Genomic DNA, 16,820 nt, shown 5'->3' with positions numbered 1-16,820 from the left:
AAGGCTGCGATCTTTTCAGGCTTTGCGCCAGTTCAGGATCACCAACGTCAAAACCCCCGCAACAATCCCCCAAAACGCCGACCCGATAGAAAACAGAGTCAACCCCGACGCCGTGACCATAAAGGTAATCAGCGCCGCCTCACGTTCCTTCACCTCGGTCATGGCAATGCTCAAACCATTGATGATCGAACCGAACAGCGCCAACGCCGCGATCGACAGCACCAACTCCTTCGGCAACGCCGCAAACAACGCCGCCAGTGTCGCGCCAAACACCCCGGCAATGCCGTAGAAAATCCCGCACCAGACTGCCGCCGTGTAGCGCTTGTTGCGATCTTCATGGGCGTGCGGCCCGGTACAGATCGCCGCGCTGATGGCGGCGAGGTTGATACCGTGCGAGCCGAACGGCGCCAGCAACAGCGAGGCGATGCCGGTGGTGGTGATCAGCGGCGAGGCCGGGACGGTGTAGCCATCGGCGCGCAGCACGGCAATGCCGGGCATGTTCTGTGAGGTCATGGCCACGACAAACAGCGGAATGCCGATGCTGATGGTCGCCGCCAGCGAGAAGTGCGGCGTTGTCCAAACGGGTGTCGCCACTTCCAGATGAAAGCCGCTGAAGTCCAGCAATCCCATGAAGCCCGACAGCGCAGTGCCGATCAGCAGCGCGGCGAGCACCGCGTAGCGGGGCGACAGGCGCTTGACCACTAAATAAGTGAAGAACATCCCCAGCACCAGCCCGGTACGGTGCTGCGCGGCGACGAAGATTTCGCTGCCGATCTTGAACAGAATCCCCGCCAGCAATGCCGCCGCCAGTGACGCCGGGATCTTTTTCACCAGCCGCTCGAAGCTGCCGGTCAGGCCGCAAATCGTCACCAGCACGGCGCAAGTGATGTAGGCGCCGATGGCCTCGCCATAACTGACACCGCCCAGACTGGTGATCAACAAAGCCGCGCCGGGCGTCGACCAGGCGATGGTGATTGGCGTGCGATAGCGCAGCGACAGGCCGATCGAACACACCGCCATGCCGATCGAAATCGCCCAGATCCACGAAGATATCTGCCCGCTGGTCAGGCCCGCCGCTTGCCCGGCCTGGAACATCAGCACCAGCGAGCTGGTGTAGCCGGTCATCATGGCGATGAAACCGGCGACGATCGCCGACGGCGACGTGTCGGCCAGCGGGCGCAGTTGAGTGTGCGTGGCGTCGTTCATGACAACGGTGTTCCTTCTACAGATGATATTCCCCTGTAGGACCTGCCGCAGGCTGCGATCTTTTGATTTTTTTTTATAAGCAAGATCAAAAGATCGCAGCCTTCGGCAGCTCCTACATGAGGCGGGCGGCGGTTTCTGTGATCAAGCCTAAACTCAATCGTAACGGATCGTTGCAATACAGCCGAAGTCACAAACAGCCGTACAGTCGTGTTGCCACCTTTCATTGTGTACAATCGCGCTGTTTTTTACGCGATACTTGCCAGCGACCTACTGTGCCGTATTACAGTCACGGTCTATTCGCCGCAGTTCTCCCGACTCGAGTGCCCATGAACGAACAGTTGCAACCCCTCAAGAAACAACCGCGAGCAGGCAAAGCCGGCCGCAGCGGAACCCAGGACGATATTGTCTACGCGCATATCTTCGAGGCCATCCTCGAACAGCGTCTGGCGCCCGGCACAAAATTGAGCGAAGAAGCGCTGGGGGAAATCTTTGGGGTCAGCCGCACCATCATTCGCCGCGCGCTGTCGCGTCTGGCCCATGAAGGCGTCGTGCTGTTGCGGCCGAACCGTGGCGCCGTCGTCGCCAGCCCGAGTGTTGAAGAGGCGCGTCAGGTGTTTCTCGCCCGCCGTCTGGTCGAGCGCGCGATCACGGAGCTGGCGGTGCAACACGCCACCGCCGAGCAGATCGCCGAATTGCGCCAGATGGTCAACGACGAGCGCGACAGCTTCTCGCGTGGCGATCGCGGTGCCGGTATTCGTCTGTCGGGCGAGTTCCACCTGAAACTGGCGGAAGCGGCGATGAACGCGCCGTTGATCAGCTTCCAGCGCAGTCTGGTTTCGCAGACGTCGCTGATCATTGCCCAGTACGAAAGCGGCAATCGCTCGCATTGTTCGTACGACGAACACACCCAGTTGATCGACGCGATCGAGAAACGCGACGGTGAGCTGGCGGTGAATCTGATGATGCACCACATGGATCACATCGACAGCAAGCTCAACCTCGACGAGGAAGGCGCGTCGGATGACCTGCATGCAGTGTTCTCGCATTTGTTGCAGACCAAAAAACCTGGGCGCCCTGCGGCCAAGCTATAAGTCAGACCGAGTCGCCCCAATCGCTGGCAAGCCAGCTCCCACAGGTTTCTCGGTTTATCGCGGATTTGGTAAACACCACAAATCCCTGTGGGAGCTGGCTTGCCAGCGATAGCAATCTGACAGGCAATAAAAATCCCCCGGACTGAAAAGTACCGGGGGATTTTTTTGCCTTGGGAAAAACTCAGCGCTGATGCACCAAAGCCCCCGCCGCATACGTCTGCTGCACCGTGCGGTCATCACCCAGCGTCATCAACACAAATAACGACTCGGCAATGTTGTTGGCCTGCTTCAAGCGATAGCTCAGCAGCGGCGTCGCGTTGTAGTCCAGCACCAGGAAGTCAGCGTCGGAACCCGGTTGCAGGTTGCCGATCTTGTCTTCCAGACGCAGCGCCCGCGCGCCACCCAGCGTCGCCAAGTACAGCGACTTGAACGGACTCAGTCGCGCGCCTTGCAGTTGCATCACTTTGTACGCTTCGTTCAGCGTTTGCAGCAGCGAGAAACTGGTGCCGCCACCCACGTCAGTGCCCAGGCCGACATTGAGTTTGTGCTTTTCGGCCATCGGCAAGTTGAACAAACCGCTACCCAAGAAGAAGTTCGAGGTCGGGCAGAACGAGATCGCCGAGCCGGTTTCCGCCAGACGCGCGCATTCGTCGTCGCACAGGTGTACGCCGTGGGCAAACACTGAGCGCTCACCGAGCAATTTGTAGTGGTCGTAAACGTCGAGGTAGCCCTTGCGCTCCGGGAACAGCTCCTTGACCCACTCGATTTCCTTGAGGTTTTCGCTGATGTGGGTCTGCATGTACAGATCCGGGTATTCAGTCAGCAGTTGCCCGGCGAGGGTCAGTTGTTCCGGGGTGCTAGTCGGTGCGAAGCGCGGGGTGACCGCGTAGTGCAAACGGCCCTTGCCGTGCCAGCGCTCGATCAGCGCCTTGCTTTCGACGTAGCTGGATTCGGCGGTATCGGTCAGATAGTCCGGCGCGTTGCGGTCCATCATTACCTTGCCGGCGATCATCCGCAGGTCGAGCTTCTCGGCGGCTTCGAACAACGAGTTCACCGACTGCGGGTGCACGCTGCCGAACACCAGCGCGGTGGTGGTGCCGTTGCGCAGCAGCTCCTTGACGAAAATGTCAGCGATTTCGTCGGCGTGAGCCTTGTCGCCGAACTGGCTTTCGCACGGGAAGGTGTAGGTGTTGAGCCAGTCGAGCAGTTGCTCGCCGTAGGCGCCGACCATGCCGGTTTGCGGAAAGTGAATGTGCGTGTCGATGAAGCCCGGAGTGATCAGCGCGTCTTTGTAGTGCTCGATTTCGATGTCTGCCGGCAGCGTCGGCAGCAAATCACTGGCGTGGCCGAGGGCGCTGATCTTGCCGCCATCGACCACCAGCAGGCCATCCTCGAAATATTCGTAGGAGGCTTCGATCCCGACTTCGGCGGGGTCGGCGATGCTGTGCAGGATGGCGGCGCGGTAGGCTTTGCGAGTCAGAGGCATGAGGGTTCTCTAATCAGTTTGAGGCTTTGAGTTTGGCGGCCTGACTGCGCCGTGAAACCGGCAGCAGTTTGGCAATCGGTTCGGCGCTGGCAGTCTGCTGGCCGAAGTTGGCGTTATAGGTGGCGATGATTTCGCCGGCGATGGAGATGGCGATTTCCACAGGCAGTTTGCCTTTGACTTCGCCGATGCCCATCGGGCAGCGCATGCGTTGCACGACGCCGCTGTCGAAACCGCGATCACGCAGACGGTGTTCGAACTTCACGCGTTTGGTCTTCGAACCGATCAGGCCGAAGTAGGCGAAGTCGTTGCGCTTGAGAATCGCGGCAGTGAGTTCAAGGTCGAGTTGATGGTTGTGGGTCATGACGATGCAATAACTGCCGGCGGGCAGGTCATCGATTTCATCCACAGGCTCTTCGGCGACGATTTTACGCACGCCGTGCGGGATGTGTTCGGGGAATTCGGCCTCGCGCGAATCGATCCAGCGCACCCGGCAGGGCAGGCTGGCGAGCAACGGCACCAAGGCGCGGCCGACGTGGCCGGCACCGAACACGGCGATTTGCGCCTGCACCTGGCCCATCGGTTCGAACAGCAACACGGTGGCGCCGCCGCAGCACTGGCCCAGGCTGGCGCCGAGGCTGAAACGCTCCAGATGGGTGTCCTGCTTACCGCTGGCGAGCATTTCGCGGGCGATCTGCATGGCTTTGTATTCCAGATGCCCGCCACCGATGGTGTCGAAGCTCTGATTGGCGCTGATGACCATTTTCGAACCGGCGTTGCGTGGCGTCGAGCCGAGTTCTTCGATGATCGTCACCAGCACACAGGGTTCGCCCTGGTTCTGCAGGTCGGCGAGGGCGTCGATCCAGTTGTACATGTTCACCTCGACATCTTCGTTGTCTGTTCGGGCCTCATCGCTGGCAAGCCAGCTCCCACAGGATTTGCGGTGTAACGCCTATCGGTTAACCACCACAAAACCCTGTGGGAGCTGGCTTGCCAGCGATTGGCCGCGCCTCGGTTCTAGAGCGGAGCCAACTCGGTTTCAGCCGCGACGGCTTTCACCGCCTTCAACTGACGCATCTGCTCACACCCCCACAACACCCGCTCCGGCGTCGCCGGCGCATCAATCTGCGGCTGGTGCTTGTAGTCACCGAGGCTCGCCACCGCATCCTTGATGGCACACCACGAAGCAATCCCGAGCATGAACGGTGGTTCACCGACAGCCTTGGAATGGAACACCGTGTCTTCCGGGTTCTTGCGGTTTTCCACCAGCTTCACGCGCAGGTCGAGCGGCATGTCCGCCACCGCCGGGATCTTGTAGCTGGCCGGGCCGTTGGTCATCAGCTTGCCTTTGTTGTTCCAGACCAGTTCTTCCATGGTCAGCCAGCCCATGCCCTGGATGAAGCCACCCTCGACCTGACCGATGTCGATGGACGGGTTCAACGAGGCGCCGACGTCGTGAAGAATGTCGGTGCGCAGCATCTTGTACTCGCCGGTCAGGGTGTCGACGATCACTTCGCAGCACGCCGCGCCGAAGGCGAAGTAGTAGAACGGACGGCCACGCGCCTGGCTGCGGTCGTAGTAGATTTTCGGGGTCTTGTAGAAGCCGGTGCTCGACAGCGAGACCTGATTGAAATACGCCTGCTGGATCAGCGCTTCAAAGGTCAGGATGTGGTCGCGAACCCGCACGTGGCCGTTGTGGAATTCGACGTCTTCTTCAGTGACTTTGAAGTGACGCGCAGCGAATTCGACCAGACGTTTCTTGATGATTTCCGCCGCGTTCTGCGCCGCTTTACCGTTCAGGTCAGCGCCGCTGGACGCCGCGGTCGGCGAGGTGTTCGGCACCTTGTCGGTGTTGGTCGCGGTGATCTGCACGCGATCGATTTCCACCTGGAACACTTCGGCCACGACCTGCGCAACTTTGGTGTTCAGGCCCTGACCCATTTCGGTGCCGCCATGGTTCAGATGGATGCTGCCATCGGTGTAGATGTGGATCAGCGCGCCGGCCTGGTTCAAGAAGCTCGCGGTGAAGGAAATACCGAATTTCACCGGGGTCAGCGCCAGGCCTTTTTTCAGGATCGGGCTGTTGGCGTTGTAGCGACGGATCGCTTCGCGACGTTCGTGATACTGACTGCTTTCTTCCAGTTCGGCGGTCATTTCCTCGAGCATGTTGTGCTCGACGGTCTGGTAGTAATGGGTGACGTTGCGCTCGGTCTTGCCGTAGTAGTTGGCCTTGCGCACAGCCAGCGGATCGAGGTGCAGGTGACGGGCTATCGCGTCCATCACTTCTTCGATCGCGACCATGCCTTGCGGGCCACCGAAACCACGGTAAGCGGTGTTCGACGCGGTGTTGGTCTTGCAGCGGTGACCGTTGATGGTCGCGTCGCCCAGGTAGTACGAGTTGTCCGAGTGGAACATCGCCCGGTCAACGATCGAGGCGGACAAGTCCGGCGAGCAACCGCAGTTGCCGGCCAGATCCATATTGATCCCGTGCAGACGCCCGGTGCTGTCGAAGCCGACGTCGTATTCGACGTAGAACGGGTGGCGCTTGCCGGTCATCAGCATGTCTTCAACGCGCGGCAGGCGCATCTTGGTCGGCTGACCGGTGAGGTGCGCAACCACCGCGCACAGGCATGCCGGGCTGGCGGCCTGAGTTTCCTTGCCACCGAAACCGCCGCCCATGCGGCGCATGTCGACAACGATTTTGTTCATCGACACGTCGAGCACTTCGGCGACCAGTTTTTGCACTTCGGTCGGGTTCTGCGTCGAGCAATATACGATCATGCCGCCGTCTTCGGTGGGCATTACCGAGGAGATTTGCGTCTCCAGGTAGAAGTGTTCCTGACCACCAATGTGCAGCGTGCCTTGAATGCGGTGTTCAGCGGTTGCCAGTGCAGAGACCGAATCGCCGCGCTGGTGGGTGTGGCTGTCGAGGACGAAGTGGCGTTTGCGCAAGGCTTCGACCACGTCGAGCACCGGTTCGAGGTCTTCGTATTCGATGATCGCGGCCATCGCCGCTTTGCGCGCGGTTTCCAGGTCTTTCGCCGCGACGGCGAGCACCGGTTGACCGACGAACTGCACGTCATCGATGGCCAGCAGCGGGTCGCCCGGCATCAGCGGGCCAATGTCTTTCAGGCCCGGCACGTCTTCGTGGGTGATGGCGATGCGCACGCCTTCGAAGGCGTAGCACGGCGAGGTATCGATGCTGATGATTTTCGCGTGAGCGCGGTCCGACATGCGTGCATACAGGTGCAACTGGTTCGGAAATTCCAGACGGTCATCGATGTACTGCGCTTCACCGGACACGTGCTTGGCGGCGCTGTCGTGCTTGACGCTGCGGCCAACACCGGAGGTCAGATCCTTGGCGAACAGTTCAGCCAGTTCGGCTTGGGTTTTTTCTACGCCGTGATGGTTAGACATAAGCGGTCACCCGAGTCTCGATGTGCGGTGTTTGCAGTTCGATGAAGTATTTGCGCAGCAGGTTCTGCGCGCTGAGCAGGCGATATTCCTTGCTGGCGCGGAAGTCCGAGAGCGGGGTGAAATCTTCCGCCAGTGCGGCGCAGGCACGTTCGACCACGGCATTGTTGAACGGCGCACCGATCAGCGCAGCTTCACAGTGGGCAGCGCGTTTCGGGATCGCGGCCATACCGCCGAAGGCCATGCGCGCATCGGTGATCACGCCGTTTTCGACGCGCAGGTTGAACGCGGCGCAGACGGCGGAGATGTCATCGTCCAGACGCTTGGAGACTTTGTAGGCGCGGAACAACTGTTCAGCCGTGGCGCGCGGCACGATGATCTTCTCGATGAACTCACTTTCCTGACGGGCCGTGACTTTGTAATCGATGAAGTAATCGTCGAGGTTCAGGGTGCGGCGGGTTTCGCCTTTGCACAGCACCACTTGCGCGCCGAGGGCGATCAGCAGCGGTGGCGAGTCACCGATCGGCGAGGCGTTGCCGATGTTGCCGCCGAGGGTGCCCTGGTTGCGGATTTGCAGCGAGGCGAAGCGGTGCAGCAGTTCGCCGAAGTCCGGGTACTCGGCGTTCAACGCTTCGTAGCAGTCGGAGAGGGCGGTGGCGGCGCCGATTTCGATGCGGTCATCGAAGGTTTCGATGCGCTTCATTTCCGCGACATTGCCGACGTAGATCATCACCGGCATGGTGCGGTGGAACTGCGTGACTTCCAGCGCCAGATCGGTGCCGCCAGCGAGCAGGCGTGCTTGTGGATAAGCGTCGTAGAGATCGGCCAGATCGGCGACGGTCAGCGGCACCAGGCAGCGCTTGTCGCCGCTGTTGAGTTCGCCGATATCGGTCGGAGCGATGGCTTTCAGGCGGGCGATAGTGTCCGCTTCGCGGGCATCGAACTGATCCGGTTGCTTGCCGCAGCAGGATTGCTCGGCAGCCGCCAGAATCGGCCGGTAGCCAGTGCAGCGGCAGAGGTTGCCGGCCAGCGCTTCGTGGGCCTTGGCGTGATCCGGTGCATCGCTGTTCTTTTGCAGGGCGAACAGCGACATGACGAAACCGGGAGTGCAGAAACCGCACTGCGAACCGTGGCACTCGACCATGGCTTTCTGCACGCTGTGCAGTTCGCCTTTGTGCTTGAGGTCTTCGACGCTGATCAATTGTTTGCCGTGCAGCGACGAAACAAAGGTCAGGCACGAGTTGAGGCTGCGATAGCGAATGTGTTCGCGGCCATCGTCATCCGTTTGCAACTCACCGACCACTACGGTGCAGGCGCCGCAGTCACCGCTGGCGCAACCTTCTTTGGTGCCCGATTTACCGACGTGTTCACGCAGGTAATTGAGCACAGTCAGATTCGGGTCCAGGGCGTGCTCGCTACGGAGTTCCTGGTTAAGTAAAAACTGGATCACGGAAGGCCTCGCAGACTCATTATTGTTGTTAACCGACGTGAACCGAATTTAGCAGGTCTGACTTTTCGGTCAATGGTTTTCTGACTTAAAGGTCAGGAAAATCCATTTCGTCGATCAACAACGTGTCTATTCAGTATTGACCTTCATTGGTCAGCCTGGTTTTTTGTTTGGTTTTCTAAATTTTTTGTTTGGTTTTCTAAAGAAAACTGCGGGATTCGTGCCAAAAACCGCCGAGTGGGCACTCCGCCATGACCGTGCATTTGCGCTACACTGCGCCGCTTGTGCAGATCGATAGAGTTTGAAGGACAACCATGACGTTCAAGGCGCCGGACAGCCTCGCCGAGCAAATTGCTCACCACCTCGCCGAACGCATCATTCGTGGCGAAATGAAGCCAGGAGAGCGCATCCAGGAACAGAAGGTCACGCTGGCACTGAATGTCAGCCGCGGTTCGGTCCGCGAGGCCTTGCTGATCCTCGAACGTCGGCACCTGATCGCGATCCTGCCGCGCCGTGGCGCGCACGTCACCGAGCTGACGCCGCACAAGGTGCAGAGCCTGTGCACGCTGATGAGCGAGCTGTACATCCTGCTCGGCAACTCGGTGGCCAACGGCTGGCAAGTTCAATCGGACATGGCGCCGTTCGTGCAGATCCAGCAGCGCCTGACCGCCAGTTTCGAGCGTCAGGACATCCGCAGCTTCGTCGACGACAGCTTCAGCGTGATGCGCGCCGCCTATCCGTTCGCCAATAACCCTTACCTGCAAGAAACGGTCGAGAACCTGCAACCGGCGATGAGCCGCGCCTACTTCCTCGCCCTCGAACAGCGCAAGGCTTCAATGAGCGAGTTCCTCGAACTGTTCGAACGCCTGCTGGCCGCCGTGCTTGCCCGTGATTTGCCGCAGATCCGCATCGTGCTGACGGCTTACGCCCAGCGCAGCTGCGATCTGGTGGTTTCCGCGCTGACGGTTGCCTGAGCGTGCGGCTCAAGTGCATCAAGCTGGCGGGATTCAAATCCTTCGTCGACCCGACCACGGTGAACTTCCCCAGTAACATGGCGGCGGTCGTCGGGCCGAACGGTTGCGGCAAGTCGAACATCATCGACGCCGTCCGCTGGGTGATGGGCGAGAGTTCGGCGAAGAACCTGCGTGGCGAGTCGATGACCGACGTCATCTTCAACGGTTCGACCAGCCGCAAACCGGTAAGCCAGGCGAGTATCGAGCTGGTTTTCGACAACTCCGACGGCACCCTCCTGGGCGAGTACGCAGCCTACGCGGAAATCTCGATTCGCCGCAAAGTCACCCGCGACAGCCAGACCACCTATTACCTCAACGGCACCAAATGCCGTCGTCGCGACATCACCGATATCTTCCTCGGCACCGGGCTCGGCCCGCGCAGCTACTCGATCATCGAGCAGGGGATGATCTCCAAGCTGATCGAATCCAAGCCGGAAGACCTGCGCAACTTCATCGAAGAAGCCGCCGGTATCTCGAAATATAAAGAGCGCCGCCGCGAGACCGAAAACCGTATCCGCCGCACCCACGAAAACCTCGCGCGTCTGACCGACCTGCGCGATGAGCTGGAACGACAACTCGAACGCCTGCACCGCCAGGCCGAAGCGGCGAAGAAGTATCAGGAATTCAAAGCCGAGGAGCGTCAGCTCAAGGCGCAACTGTCGGCCCTGCGCTGGCAGGATCTCAACGATCAGGTCGGCCAGCGCGAGTCGATCATCGGCACGCAGGAAATCAGTTTTGAAGCCTTGGTCGCCGAGCAGCGCAATGCCGACGCGGCCATCGAACGCTTGCGTGACGGGCACCATGACCTGTCCGAACGCTTCAATCTGGTGCAGGGGCGCTTTTATTCGGTCGGCGGCGACATCGCCCGGGTCGAGCAGAGCATCCAGCACGGCCAGCAACGTCTGCGTCAGTTGCAGGACGATCTGAAAGAAGCCGAGCGCGCACGTCTGGAAACCGAATCGCACCTGGGCCACGACCGCACGTTGCTGCTGACCCTCGGCGAAGAGTTGGACATGCTTACCCCCGAGCAGGAAGTCACCAGCGCCGCCGCCGAAGAAGCCGCTGCCGCGCTGGAGGATTCCGAAAGCGTCATGCACGGCTGGCAGGAGCAGTGGGACGCCTTCAACCTGACCGCCGCCGAACCGCGCCGCCAGGCCGAAGTGCAGCAGTCGCGCATTCAGCAGCTGGAAACCAGCATGGAGCGTCTGGCTGATCGGCAAAAGCGTCTTGGCGAAGAGCGCGCGTTGCTCTCGGCTGACCCCGAAGACGCGGCGATCATGGAACTCAACGAGCAGCTCGCCGAGTCCGAAGCGACCCTCGAAGATTTGCAGACCAGTGAAGAAGCGCAGGTCGAAAAACTTGAACAACTGCGCCAGGAATTGCAGCAAGCACTGACCTCGCAGCAGCAGGCGCAGGGTGATTTGCAGCGCCTCAATGGTCGCCTCGCGTCCCTTGAAGCTCTGCAGCAAGCGGCGCTCGATCCGGGCACCGGCACCGCCGAGTGGCTGAAGGAACACAACCTCGCCGAGCGTCCGCGTCTGGCCGAAGGCTTGAAGGTCGAGGCCGGTTGGGAATTGGCGGTGGAAACCGTGCTCGGCGCTGATCTGCAAGCGGTGTTGGTCGACGATTTCAGCGGCTTTGATTTGTCCGGTTTCACTCAGGGCGATCTGCGTCTGCTCAGCCCGGCCAGCGATGGCGTGCGGGTGGCGGGCAGCTTGCTGGATAAAGTCGACGCGCAGATCGATCTGTCGCCGTGGCTGGGTCAGGTCAAACCGGTCGATAGCCTCGAGCAGGCCTTGGCCTTGCGCGGGCAGTTGAGTGCTGGCGAGAGCCTGATCAGTCGTGACGGTTACTGGGTCGGTCGGCACTTTTTACGCGTACGACGTGCCAGCGAAGCGGAAAGCGGCATGCTTGCCCGTGGCCAGGAAATCGAAGCGCTGCACCTCGAACGCGAAGAGAAAGAAGCCACGGTCGAGGCCATGGAAACCCGTCTGCAAACCCTGCGTGCGCAACAGCGTCAGCAGGAAAACGGTCGCGAACATTTGCGCCGATTGTTGCAAGACGAAGCGCGTCAGCAAGGTGAATTGAAAGCCCAGTTGTCCGCCGGCAAAGCCAAGGCCGAACAGCTGACTCTGCGTCGCAGCCGTCTCGATGAAGAACTGATCGAACTCGGCGAACAGCGTGAACTTGAGCACGAACAAGTCGGCGAAGCGCGCATGCAATTGCAGGACGCGCTGGATGCCATGGCACTCGACACCGAGCAGCGCGAGTTGCTGCTGGCCCAGCGCGACAGCCTGCGCGAACGCCTCGACCGCGTGCGTCAGGAAGCGCGGCAGCACAAGGATCATGCGCATCAACTGGCCGTGCGTCTTGGCTCGTTGCGCGCGCAACACGACTCCACGCGCCAGGCGCTCGAGCGCCTGGAAATGCAGGCCGAGCGCCTGACTGAAAAGCGCGAACAGTTGAGTCTGAACCTGGAGGAGGGCGAGGCACCGCTGGAAGAGTTGCGCCTGAAACTCGAAGAGCTGCTCGACAAGCGCATGACTGTCGACGAAGAACTCAAGACCGCGCAGATCGCTTTGGAAGATGCCGACCGCGAACTGCGCGATGCAGAAAAACGCCGGACCCAGGCCGAGCAGCAATCACAATTGATTCGCGGCCAACTCGAACAGCAGCGCATGGAATGGCAAGCCCTGACGGTGCGGCGCAAGGCTTTGCAGGATCAATTGCTCGAAGACGGCTACGATCTGAATGGCGTGCTCGCGACATTAACCGCGCAAGCCAGTGAACGCGAAGCCGAAGAAGAACTCGAACGCATCAGCGCGCGGATTCAGCGCCTGGGTGCGATCAACCTCGCGGCCATCGATGAATACACGCAACAGTCCGAGCGCAAGCGTTATCTGGATGCGCAGGACGCCGATCTGGTCGAAGCGCTGGAGACCCTTGAGAACGTCATTCGCAAGATCGACAAGGAAACCCGCAACCGCTTCAAAGATACCTTTGATCAGATCAATGGCGGTTTACAGGCACTTTTTCCAAAAGTTTTCGGTGGTGGACGGGCGTATTTGGAACTGACGGGCGAAGATCTACTCGATACAGGGGTAACGATCATGGCGCAGCCGCCGGGGAAGAAGAACAGCACCATCCATTTGCTCTCCGGCGGGGAGAAAGCCCTGACCGCGCTGGCACTGGTTTTTGCCATCTTCAAGTTGAACCCGGCGCCGTTCTGCATGCTCGATGAGGTTGACGCACCGCTGGATGACGCTAACGTTGGACGCTACGCACGCTTGGTCAAAGAGATGTCGCAGACCGTGCAGTTCATCTATATCACCCACAACAAGATCGCCATGGAAATGGCCGAGCAGTTGATGGGGGTGACGATGCATGAACCGGGTTGTTCGCGACTGGTAGCCGTGGATGTCGAGGAGGCGATGGCGATGGTGGACGCCTGAGCCAGCGTGGTGTCGGAAAGGTAATTAAGCGCTGTAGGACTTTTTTACCGCGTTCGACTTGCTGGCCAATCGACATATTCGCGCAAGCCAATGAGACAGACGGTGTAAAGTTGTCTTTGGTCGTGCTAGTTTAATGTCAATTTTTCGTATACGTGGGCAAAACGCCTGTCAGAACATAGAGTTGGCGCCACGTTTTAAAGCGGTTTGCACAATGTAAACCCCTTATTTTTCAGCATTTTTTATAGAGGCACGGGATTACATGGAAATCGGTCTGCGCGAGTGGCTGATCGTCATCGGCATCATAGTGATAGCCGGTATTCTTTTCGATGGCTGGCGCCGTATGCGCGGCGGCAAGGGAAAACTGAAATTCCGTCTTGACCGAAGTCTGTCCAACCTGCCGGACGAGGACACCAGCGCTGAGCTGTTGGGCCCGGCTCGCGTGCTGGACAACCATAAAGAACCACAGCTGGACGAACACGATCTGCCATCGGTGAGCATGCCGGCCCGCGAAGCACGCGAGCCTCGCGAATCCGGTTCGAAACGTGGCAAGCGTGGCGGCAAGGGTTCGGCGCAGGGCGACTTGAACCTGGATCTGGATCTGGACGACGGCCCGAGCTTCAGCAGCCGTGACGACGATTTCGTTGAAGACACCAAGCCTGCGCCTGCCGTGGTCGACAAAGACCAGCCGCAAGCCGAAGAAGTGCTGGTGATCAGCGTGATCTGCCGTGACGCTGCCGGCTTCAAAGGCCCGGCGCTGTTGCAGAACATTCTGGAAAGCGGTCTGCGTTTTGGCGAGATGGATATTTTCCACCGTCACGAAAGCATGGCTGGCAACGGTGAAGTGCTGTTCTCCATGGCCAACGCGGTCAAACCGGGCATCTTCGATCTGGACGACATCGACCATTTCAGCACCCCGGCGGTGAGCTTCTTCCTCGGTCTGCCGGGCCCGCGTCATCCGAAGCAGGCTTTCGACGTGATGGTGGCCGCAGCCCGCAAGCTGTCGCAGGAACTGAACGGCGAGCTGAAAGATGATCAGCGCAGCGTGCTGACCGCGCAAACGATCGAGCACTATCGTCAGCGTATCGTCGAATTCGAACGTCGCGCTTTGACCCAGAAGCGCTAAGGCCAGATCAAAAGATCGCAGCCTGCGGCAGCTCCTACAGAGGATCGCGATCCTGTAGGAGCTGTCGAGTGCAACGAGGCTGCGATCTTTTTAAGGATGAAACTGGAGCAGCCTCGGCTGCTCTTTTGCTTTATGAGAGAACACCCATGACCGCCGCCAAAAACCGCATCCTAGAACTGCGCGCTGAACTCGATCAGCACAACTACCGTTACCACGTCCTCGACGAGCCGAGCATTCCGGACGCCGAGTACGACCGGTTGTTCCACGAGCTCAAGGCGCTGGAAGCGGCCAACCCGGAACTGATCACCAGCGACTCGCCAACCCAGCGCGTCGGCAGCGTGGCGCTCACCGCGTTCACCCAGGTGCGTCACGAAGTGCCGATGCTCAGCCTCGGCAACGCCTTTGAAGAAAGCGACATGCGCGAGTTTGATCGCCGCGTCACCGACGGTCTGGATCTGCCGGTCGGCGATCTGTTCGGCGGCAGTGCGGCGGTGGAATACAGCTGCGAGCCGAAGCTCGATGGCCTGGCGGTCAGCCTGCTGTATCAGGACGGCGTATTGGTACGCGGCGCCACACGCGGCGACGGCACCACCGGCGAAGACATCAGCGTCAACGTACGTACCGTGCGCAATATCCCGCTGAAGCTGCACGGCGAAGGCTGGCCGGCAACGCTGGAAGTGCGCGGTGAAGTGTTCATGTCCAAGGCCGGTTTCGAGCGCCTCAACGCCTCGCAACTGGAAGTCGGCGGCAAGACCTTCGCCAACCCGCGCAACGCCGCGGCCGGCAGCTTGCGTCAGCTCGATTCTAAAATCACTGCCAACCGTCCGCTGGAATTCTGCTGCTACGGCATCGGTCAGGTCTCCCACGATATTTCCGACACCCACATCGGCAACCTCAAGCAGTTGCAGAAGTGGGGCATGCCGATCAGCCATGAGCTGAAACTGGCAAAAGGCATCGACGAGTGCCTGGATTACTACCGCGACATCGGCGCGCGCCGTAACGCGCTGACCTATGAAATCGACGGTGTGGTGTTCAAGGTCAACAGCGTTGCTGATCAGCGCGAACTGGGCTTCCGCGCCCGCGAACCGCGTTGGGCGATCGCGCATAAATTCCCGGCGATGGAAGAACTCACCGAGCTGCTCGACGTGGAATTTCAAGTCGGTCGTACCGGTGCTGTCACGCCGGTCGCGCGTCTGAAGCCAGTCAAAGTCGCTGGCGTCACCGTGGCCAACGCCACGTTGCACAACATGGACGAAGTCGCGCGTCTGGGCCTGATGATCGGCGACACCGTGATCATTCGCCGTGCCGGTGATGTGATTCCGCAAGTGGTGCAAGTGGTCATGGATCGCCGCCCGGAAAACGCACGCGCGGTGCAGATCCCGGAGAGCTGCCCGGTGTGCGGCTCGCACGTTGAGCGCACGCAACTGATCAAGCGCAGCAAGGGCAAGGAAACCATCAGCGAAGGCGCTGTGTATCGCTGCGTCGGGCGTCTGGCCTGTGGTGCGCAGTTAAAGCAGGCGATCATTCACTTCGTCTCGCGCCGGGCAATGGACATCGAAGGCCTTGGCGACAAGAGCGTCGAGCAACTGGTCGATGAGGGTCTGGTCAGTTCGCCGGCCGATCTGTATGCGCTGAAGTTCGACGACATCGTCGATCTCGAAGGTTTTGCCGAGGTGTCCAGTAACAAGCTGCTGGCGGCCATCGAGGACAGCAAGAAGCCGAGCCTCGCGCGCTTCATCTATGCGCTGGGCATTCCTGATGTCGGCGAAGAGACGGCCAAGGTGCTGGCGCGCTCGCTGGGTTCGCTGGAGCGGGTGCAGCAGGCGTTGCCACAAGTGCTGACGTATCTGCCGGATGTCGGTCTGGAAGTGGCGCACGAGATTCACAGCTTCTTTGAAGATGCGCATAACCAGCAGGTGATTACCGAGTTGCTCGGCCATGGTTTGCAGATTCAGGATCAGGGTGAGCTGGGTGCGGAATTCGCGGCCAGTACCACGCTGGGTGGTTTCCTCGACAAGTTGCACATTCCTTCGGTCGGCCCTGGTGGCGCGCAGAAATTGGCGGACAAATTTGGCTCGCTGGAGGCGGTGATGAACGCTGACTGGCTGGACATGCGTCAGGCGTTGCCGGAGAAACAGGCGAATTCGGTTCGCGAGTTTTTTGCCTTGCCTGAGAACCGGCAACTGGCCGAGGCCTCCGAGAAGCAGCTGCGTGATTTCGGCATGCATTGGCAGAGCGAGAAGAAAGTCGTCGAAGGCTTGCCGCTGTCCGGCGAGACTTGGGTGCTGACGGGCAAGGTCGAGTTGATGAGCCGTGATGTCGCCAAGGATCACCTGGAAAGCCTGGGCGCGAAGGTTGCCGGTTCGGTCTCGGCGAAGACTCATTGCGTGGTTGCAGGCCCTGGTGCCGGTTCCAAACTGACCAAGGCCAATGAGCTGGGCGTGAAAGTGATGGACGAAGAAGCCTTCATCGCCTTCCTCAAAACCCACGGCCTTCAGGTCTGACACAAAACCCATGGCCTTCAGGTCTGACACAAAGCCCATGGCCTTCAGGTCTGACACAAAGCCCATGGCCTTCAGGTCTGACACAAA

Annotated in this window: 10 protein-coding genes; 5 read left to right on the top strand and 5 right to left on the bottom strand. The window is 60.0% G+C overall.

The features are described 5' to 3' along the window. Positions 1 to 15: 15 nt before the first annotated feature. Positions 16 to 1,206 (bottom strand): benzoate/H(+) symporter BenE family transporter, encoded by a 1,191-nt coding sequence (locus tag PMI37_RS15235; RefSeq protein WP_008082304.1) that lies wholly within the window; start codon positions 1,204 to 1,206, stop codon positions 16 to 18. Positions 1,207 to 1,532: 326 nt separating this feature from the next. Between PMI37_RS15235 and PMI37_RS15230 the strand changes: the two genes are divergently transcribed. Further along, positions 1,533 to 2,297, top strand: coding sequence for a GntR family transcriptional regulator (locus PMI37_RS15230; RefSeq protein ID WP_007918375.1), 765 nt, complete (start codon positions 1,533 to 1,535; stop codon positions 2,295 to 2,297). Between the two features lie 181 nt (positions 2,298 to 2,478). Here the strand turns inward: PMI37_RS15230 and guaD are convergent, their stop codons facing one another. The 4 genes from guaD to xdhA all read right to left on the bottom strand — a co-directional run bounded on the left by guaD (position 2,479) and on the right by xdhA (position 8,644). Further along, positions 2,479 to 3,783 (bottom strand): guanine deaminase, encoded by a 1,305-nt coding sequence (gene guaD, locus PMI37_RS15225; RefSeq protein ID WP_008082302.1) that lies wholly within the window; start codon positions 3,781 to 3,783, stop codon positions 2,479 to 2,481. Between the two features lie 13 nt (positions 3,784 to 3,796). After that, complete coding sequence (gene xdhC, locus PMI37_RS15220) at positions 3,797 to 4,654, bottom strand: xanthine dehydrogenase accessory protein XdhC (RefSeq protein ID WP_008082300.1); 858 nt, start codon at positions 4,652 to 4,654, stop codon at positions 3,797 to 3,799. Positions 4,655 to 4,797: 143 nt separating this feature from the next. Continuing rightward, positions 4,798 to 7,197 carry a xanthine dehydrogenase molybdopterin binding subunit gene (xdhB, locus tag PMI37_RS15215; protein ID WP_008082299.1) on the bottom strand — a complete coding sequence of 800 codons (2,400 nt, stop codon included), beginning with the start codon at positions 7,195 to 7,197 and terminating at the stop codon, positions 4,798 to 4,800. Beyond that, entirely contained in the window at positions 7,190 to 8,644 is a 1,455-nt protein-coding gene (gene xdhA, locus PMI37_RS15210; protein WP_008082297.1) for a xanthine dehydrogenase small subunit, read from the bottom strand. Before xdhA ends, xdhB begins: the two co-directional genes overlap by 8 nt. A 311-nt stretch (positions 8,645 to 8,955) precedes the next feature. Here xdhA and PMI37_RS15205 point away from each other — a divergent pair, with 311 nt between their 5' ends. The 4 genes from PMI37_RS15205 to ligA all read left to right on the top strand — a co-directional run bounded on the left by PMI37_RS15205 (position 8,956) and on the right by ligA (position 16,733). After that, positions 8,956 to 9,615: a GntR family transcriptional regulator gene (locus PMI37_RS15205; protein WP_008082296.1), complete on the top strand. Its 660-nt coding sequence runs from the start codon at positions 8,956 to 8,958 to the stop codon at positions 9,613 to 9,615. Positions 9,616 to 9,617: 2 nt separating this feature from the next. Continuing rightward, positions 9,618 to 13,106 carry a chromosome segregation protein SMC gene (gene smc, locus PMI37_RS15200; protein ID WP_008082294.1) on the top strand — a complete coding sequence of 1,163 codons (3,489 nt, stop codon included), beginning with the start codon at positions 9,618 to 9,620 and terminating at the stop codon, positions 13,104 to 13,106. 259 nt (positions 13,107 to 13,365) lie between these two features. Next, on the top strand, positions 13,366 to 14,229 hold the full coding sequence (gene zipA / locus PMI37_RS15195) for a cell division protein ZipA (protein ID WP_008082292.1): 864 nt from the start codon (positions 13,366 to 13,368) through the stop codon (positions 14,227 to 14,229). A 146-nt stretch (positions 14,230 to 14,375) separates the two neighbouring features. Continuing rightward, complete coding sequence (gene ligA, locus PMI37_RS15190; RefSeq protein WP_008082286.1) at positions 14,376 to 16,733, top strand: NAD-dependent DNA ligase LigA; 2,358 nt, start codon at positions 14,376 to 14,378, stop codon at positions 16,731 to 16,733. Positions 16,734 to 16,820 lie beyond the last annotated feature (87 nt).

Origin of the sequence: Pseudomonas sp. GM80, from assembly GCF_000282515.1 — a bacterium.
Taxonomy (GTDB): Bacteria; Pseudomonadota; Gammaproteobacteria; order Pseudomonadales; family Pseudomonadaceae; genus Aquipseudomonas.
The sequence above is the reverse complement of the archived record's forward strand: the minus strand, read 5'-3'. Positions and strand labels throughout refer to the sequence as shown.

What these genes read in the sequence shown, in the direction of transcription:
- PMI37_RS15235 (WP_008082304.1), bottom strand. Translation starts at nt 1,206, where the DNA reads ATGAACGACGCCACGCACACTCAACTGCGCCCGCTGGCCGACACGTCG.
- xdhB (WP_008082299.1), bottom strand. Translation starts at nt 7,197, where the DNA reads ATGTCTAACCATCACGGCGTAGAAAAAACCCAAGCCGAACTGGCTGAA.
- PMI37_RS15205 (WP_008082296.1), top strand. Translation starts at nt 8,956, where the DNA reads ATGACGTTCAAGGCGCCGGACAGCCTCGCCGAGCAAATTGCTCACCAC.
- ligA (WP_008082286.1), top strand. Translation starts at nt 14,376, where the DNA reads ATGACCGCCGCCAAAAACCGCATCCTAGAACTGCGCGCTGAACTCGAT.
- PMI37_RS15230 (WP_007918375.1), top strand. Translation starts at nt 1,533, where the DNA reads ATGAACGAACAGTTGCAACCCCTCAAGAAACAACCGCGAGCAGGCAAA.
- xdhC (WP_008082300.1), bottom strand. Translation starts at nt 4,654, where the DNA reads ATGTACAACTGGATCGACGCCCTCGCCGACCTGCAGAACCAGGGCGAA.
- zipA (WP_008082292.1), top strand. Translation starts at nt 13,366, where the DNA reads ATGGAAATCGGTCTGCGCGAGTGGCTGATCGTCATCGGCATCATAGTG.
- guaD (WP_008082302.1), bottom strand. Translation starts at nt 3,783, where the DNA reads ATGCCTCTGACTCGCAAAGCCTACCGCGCCGCCATCCTGCACAGCATC.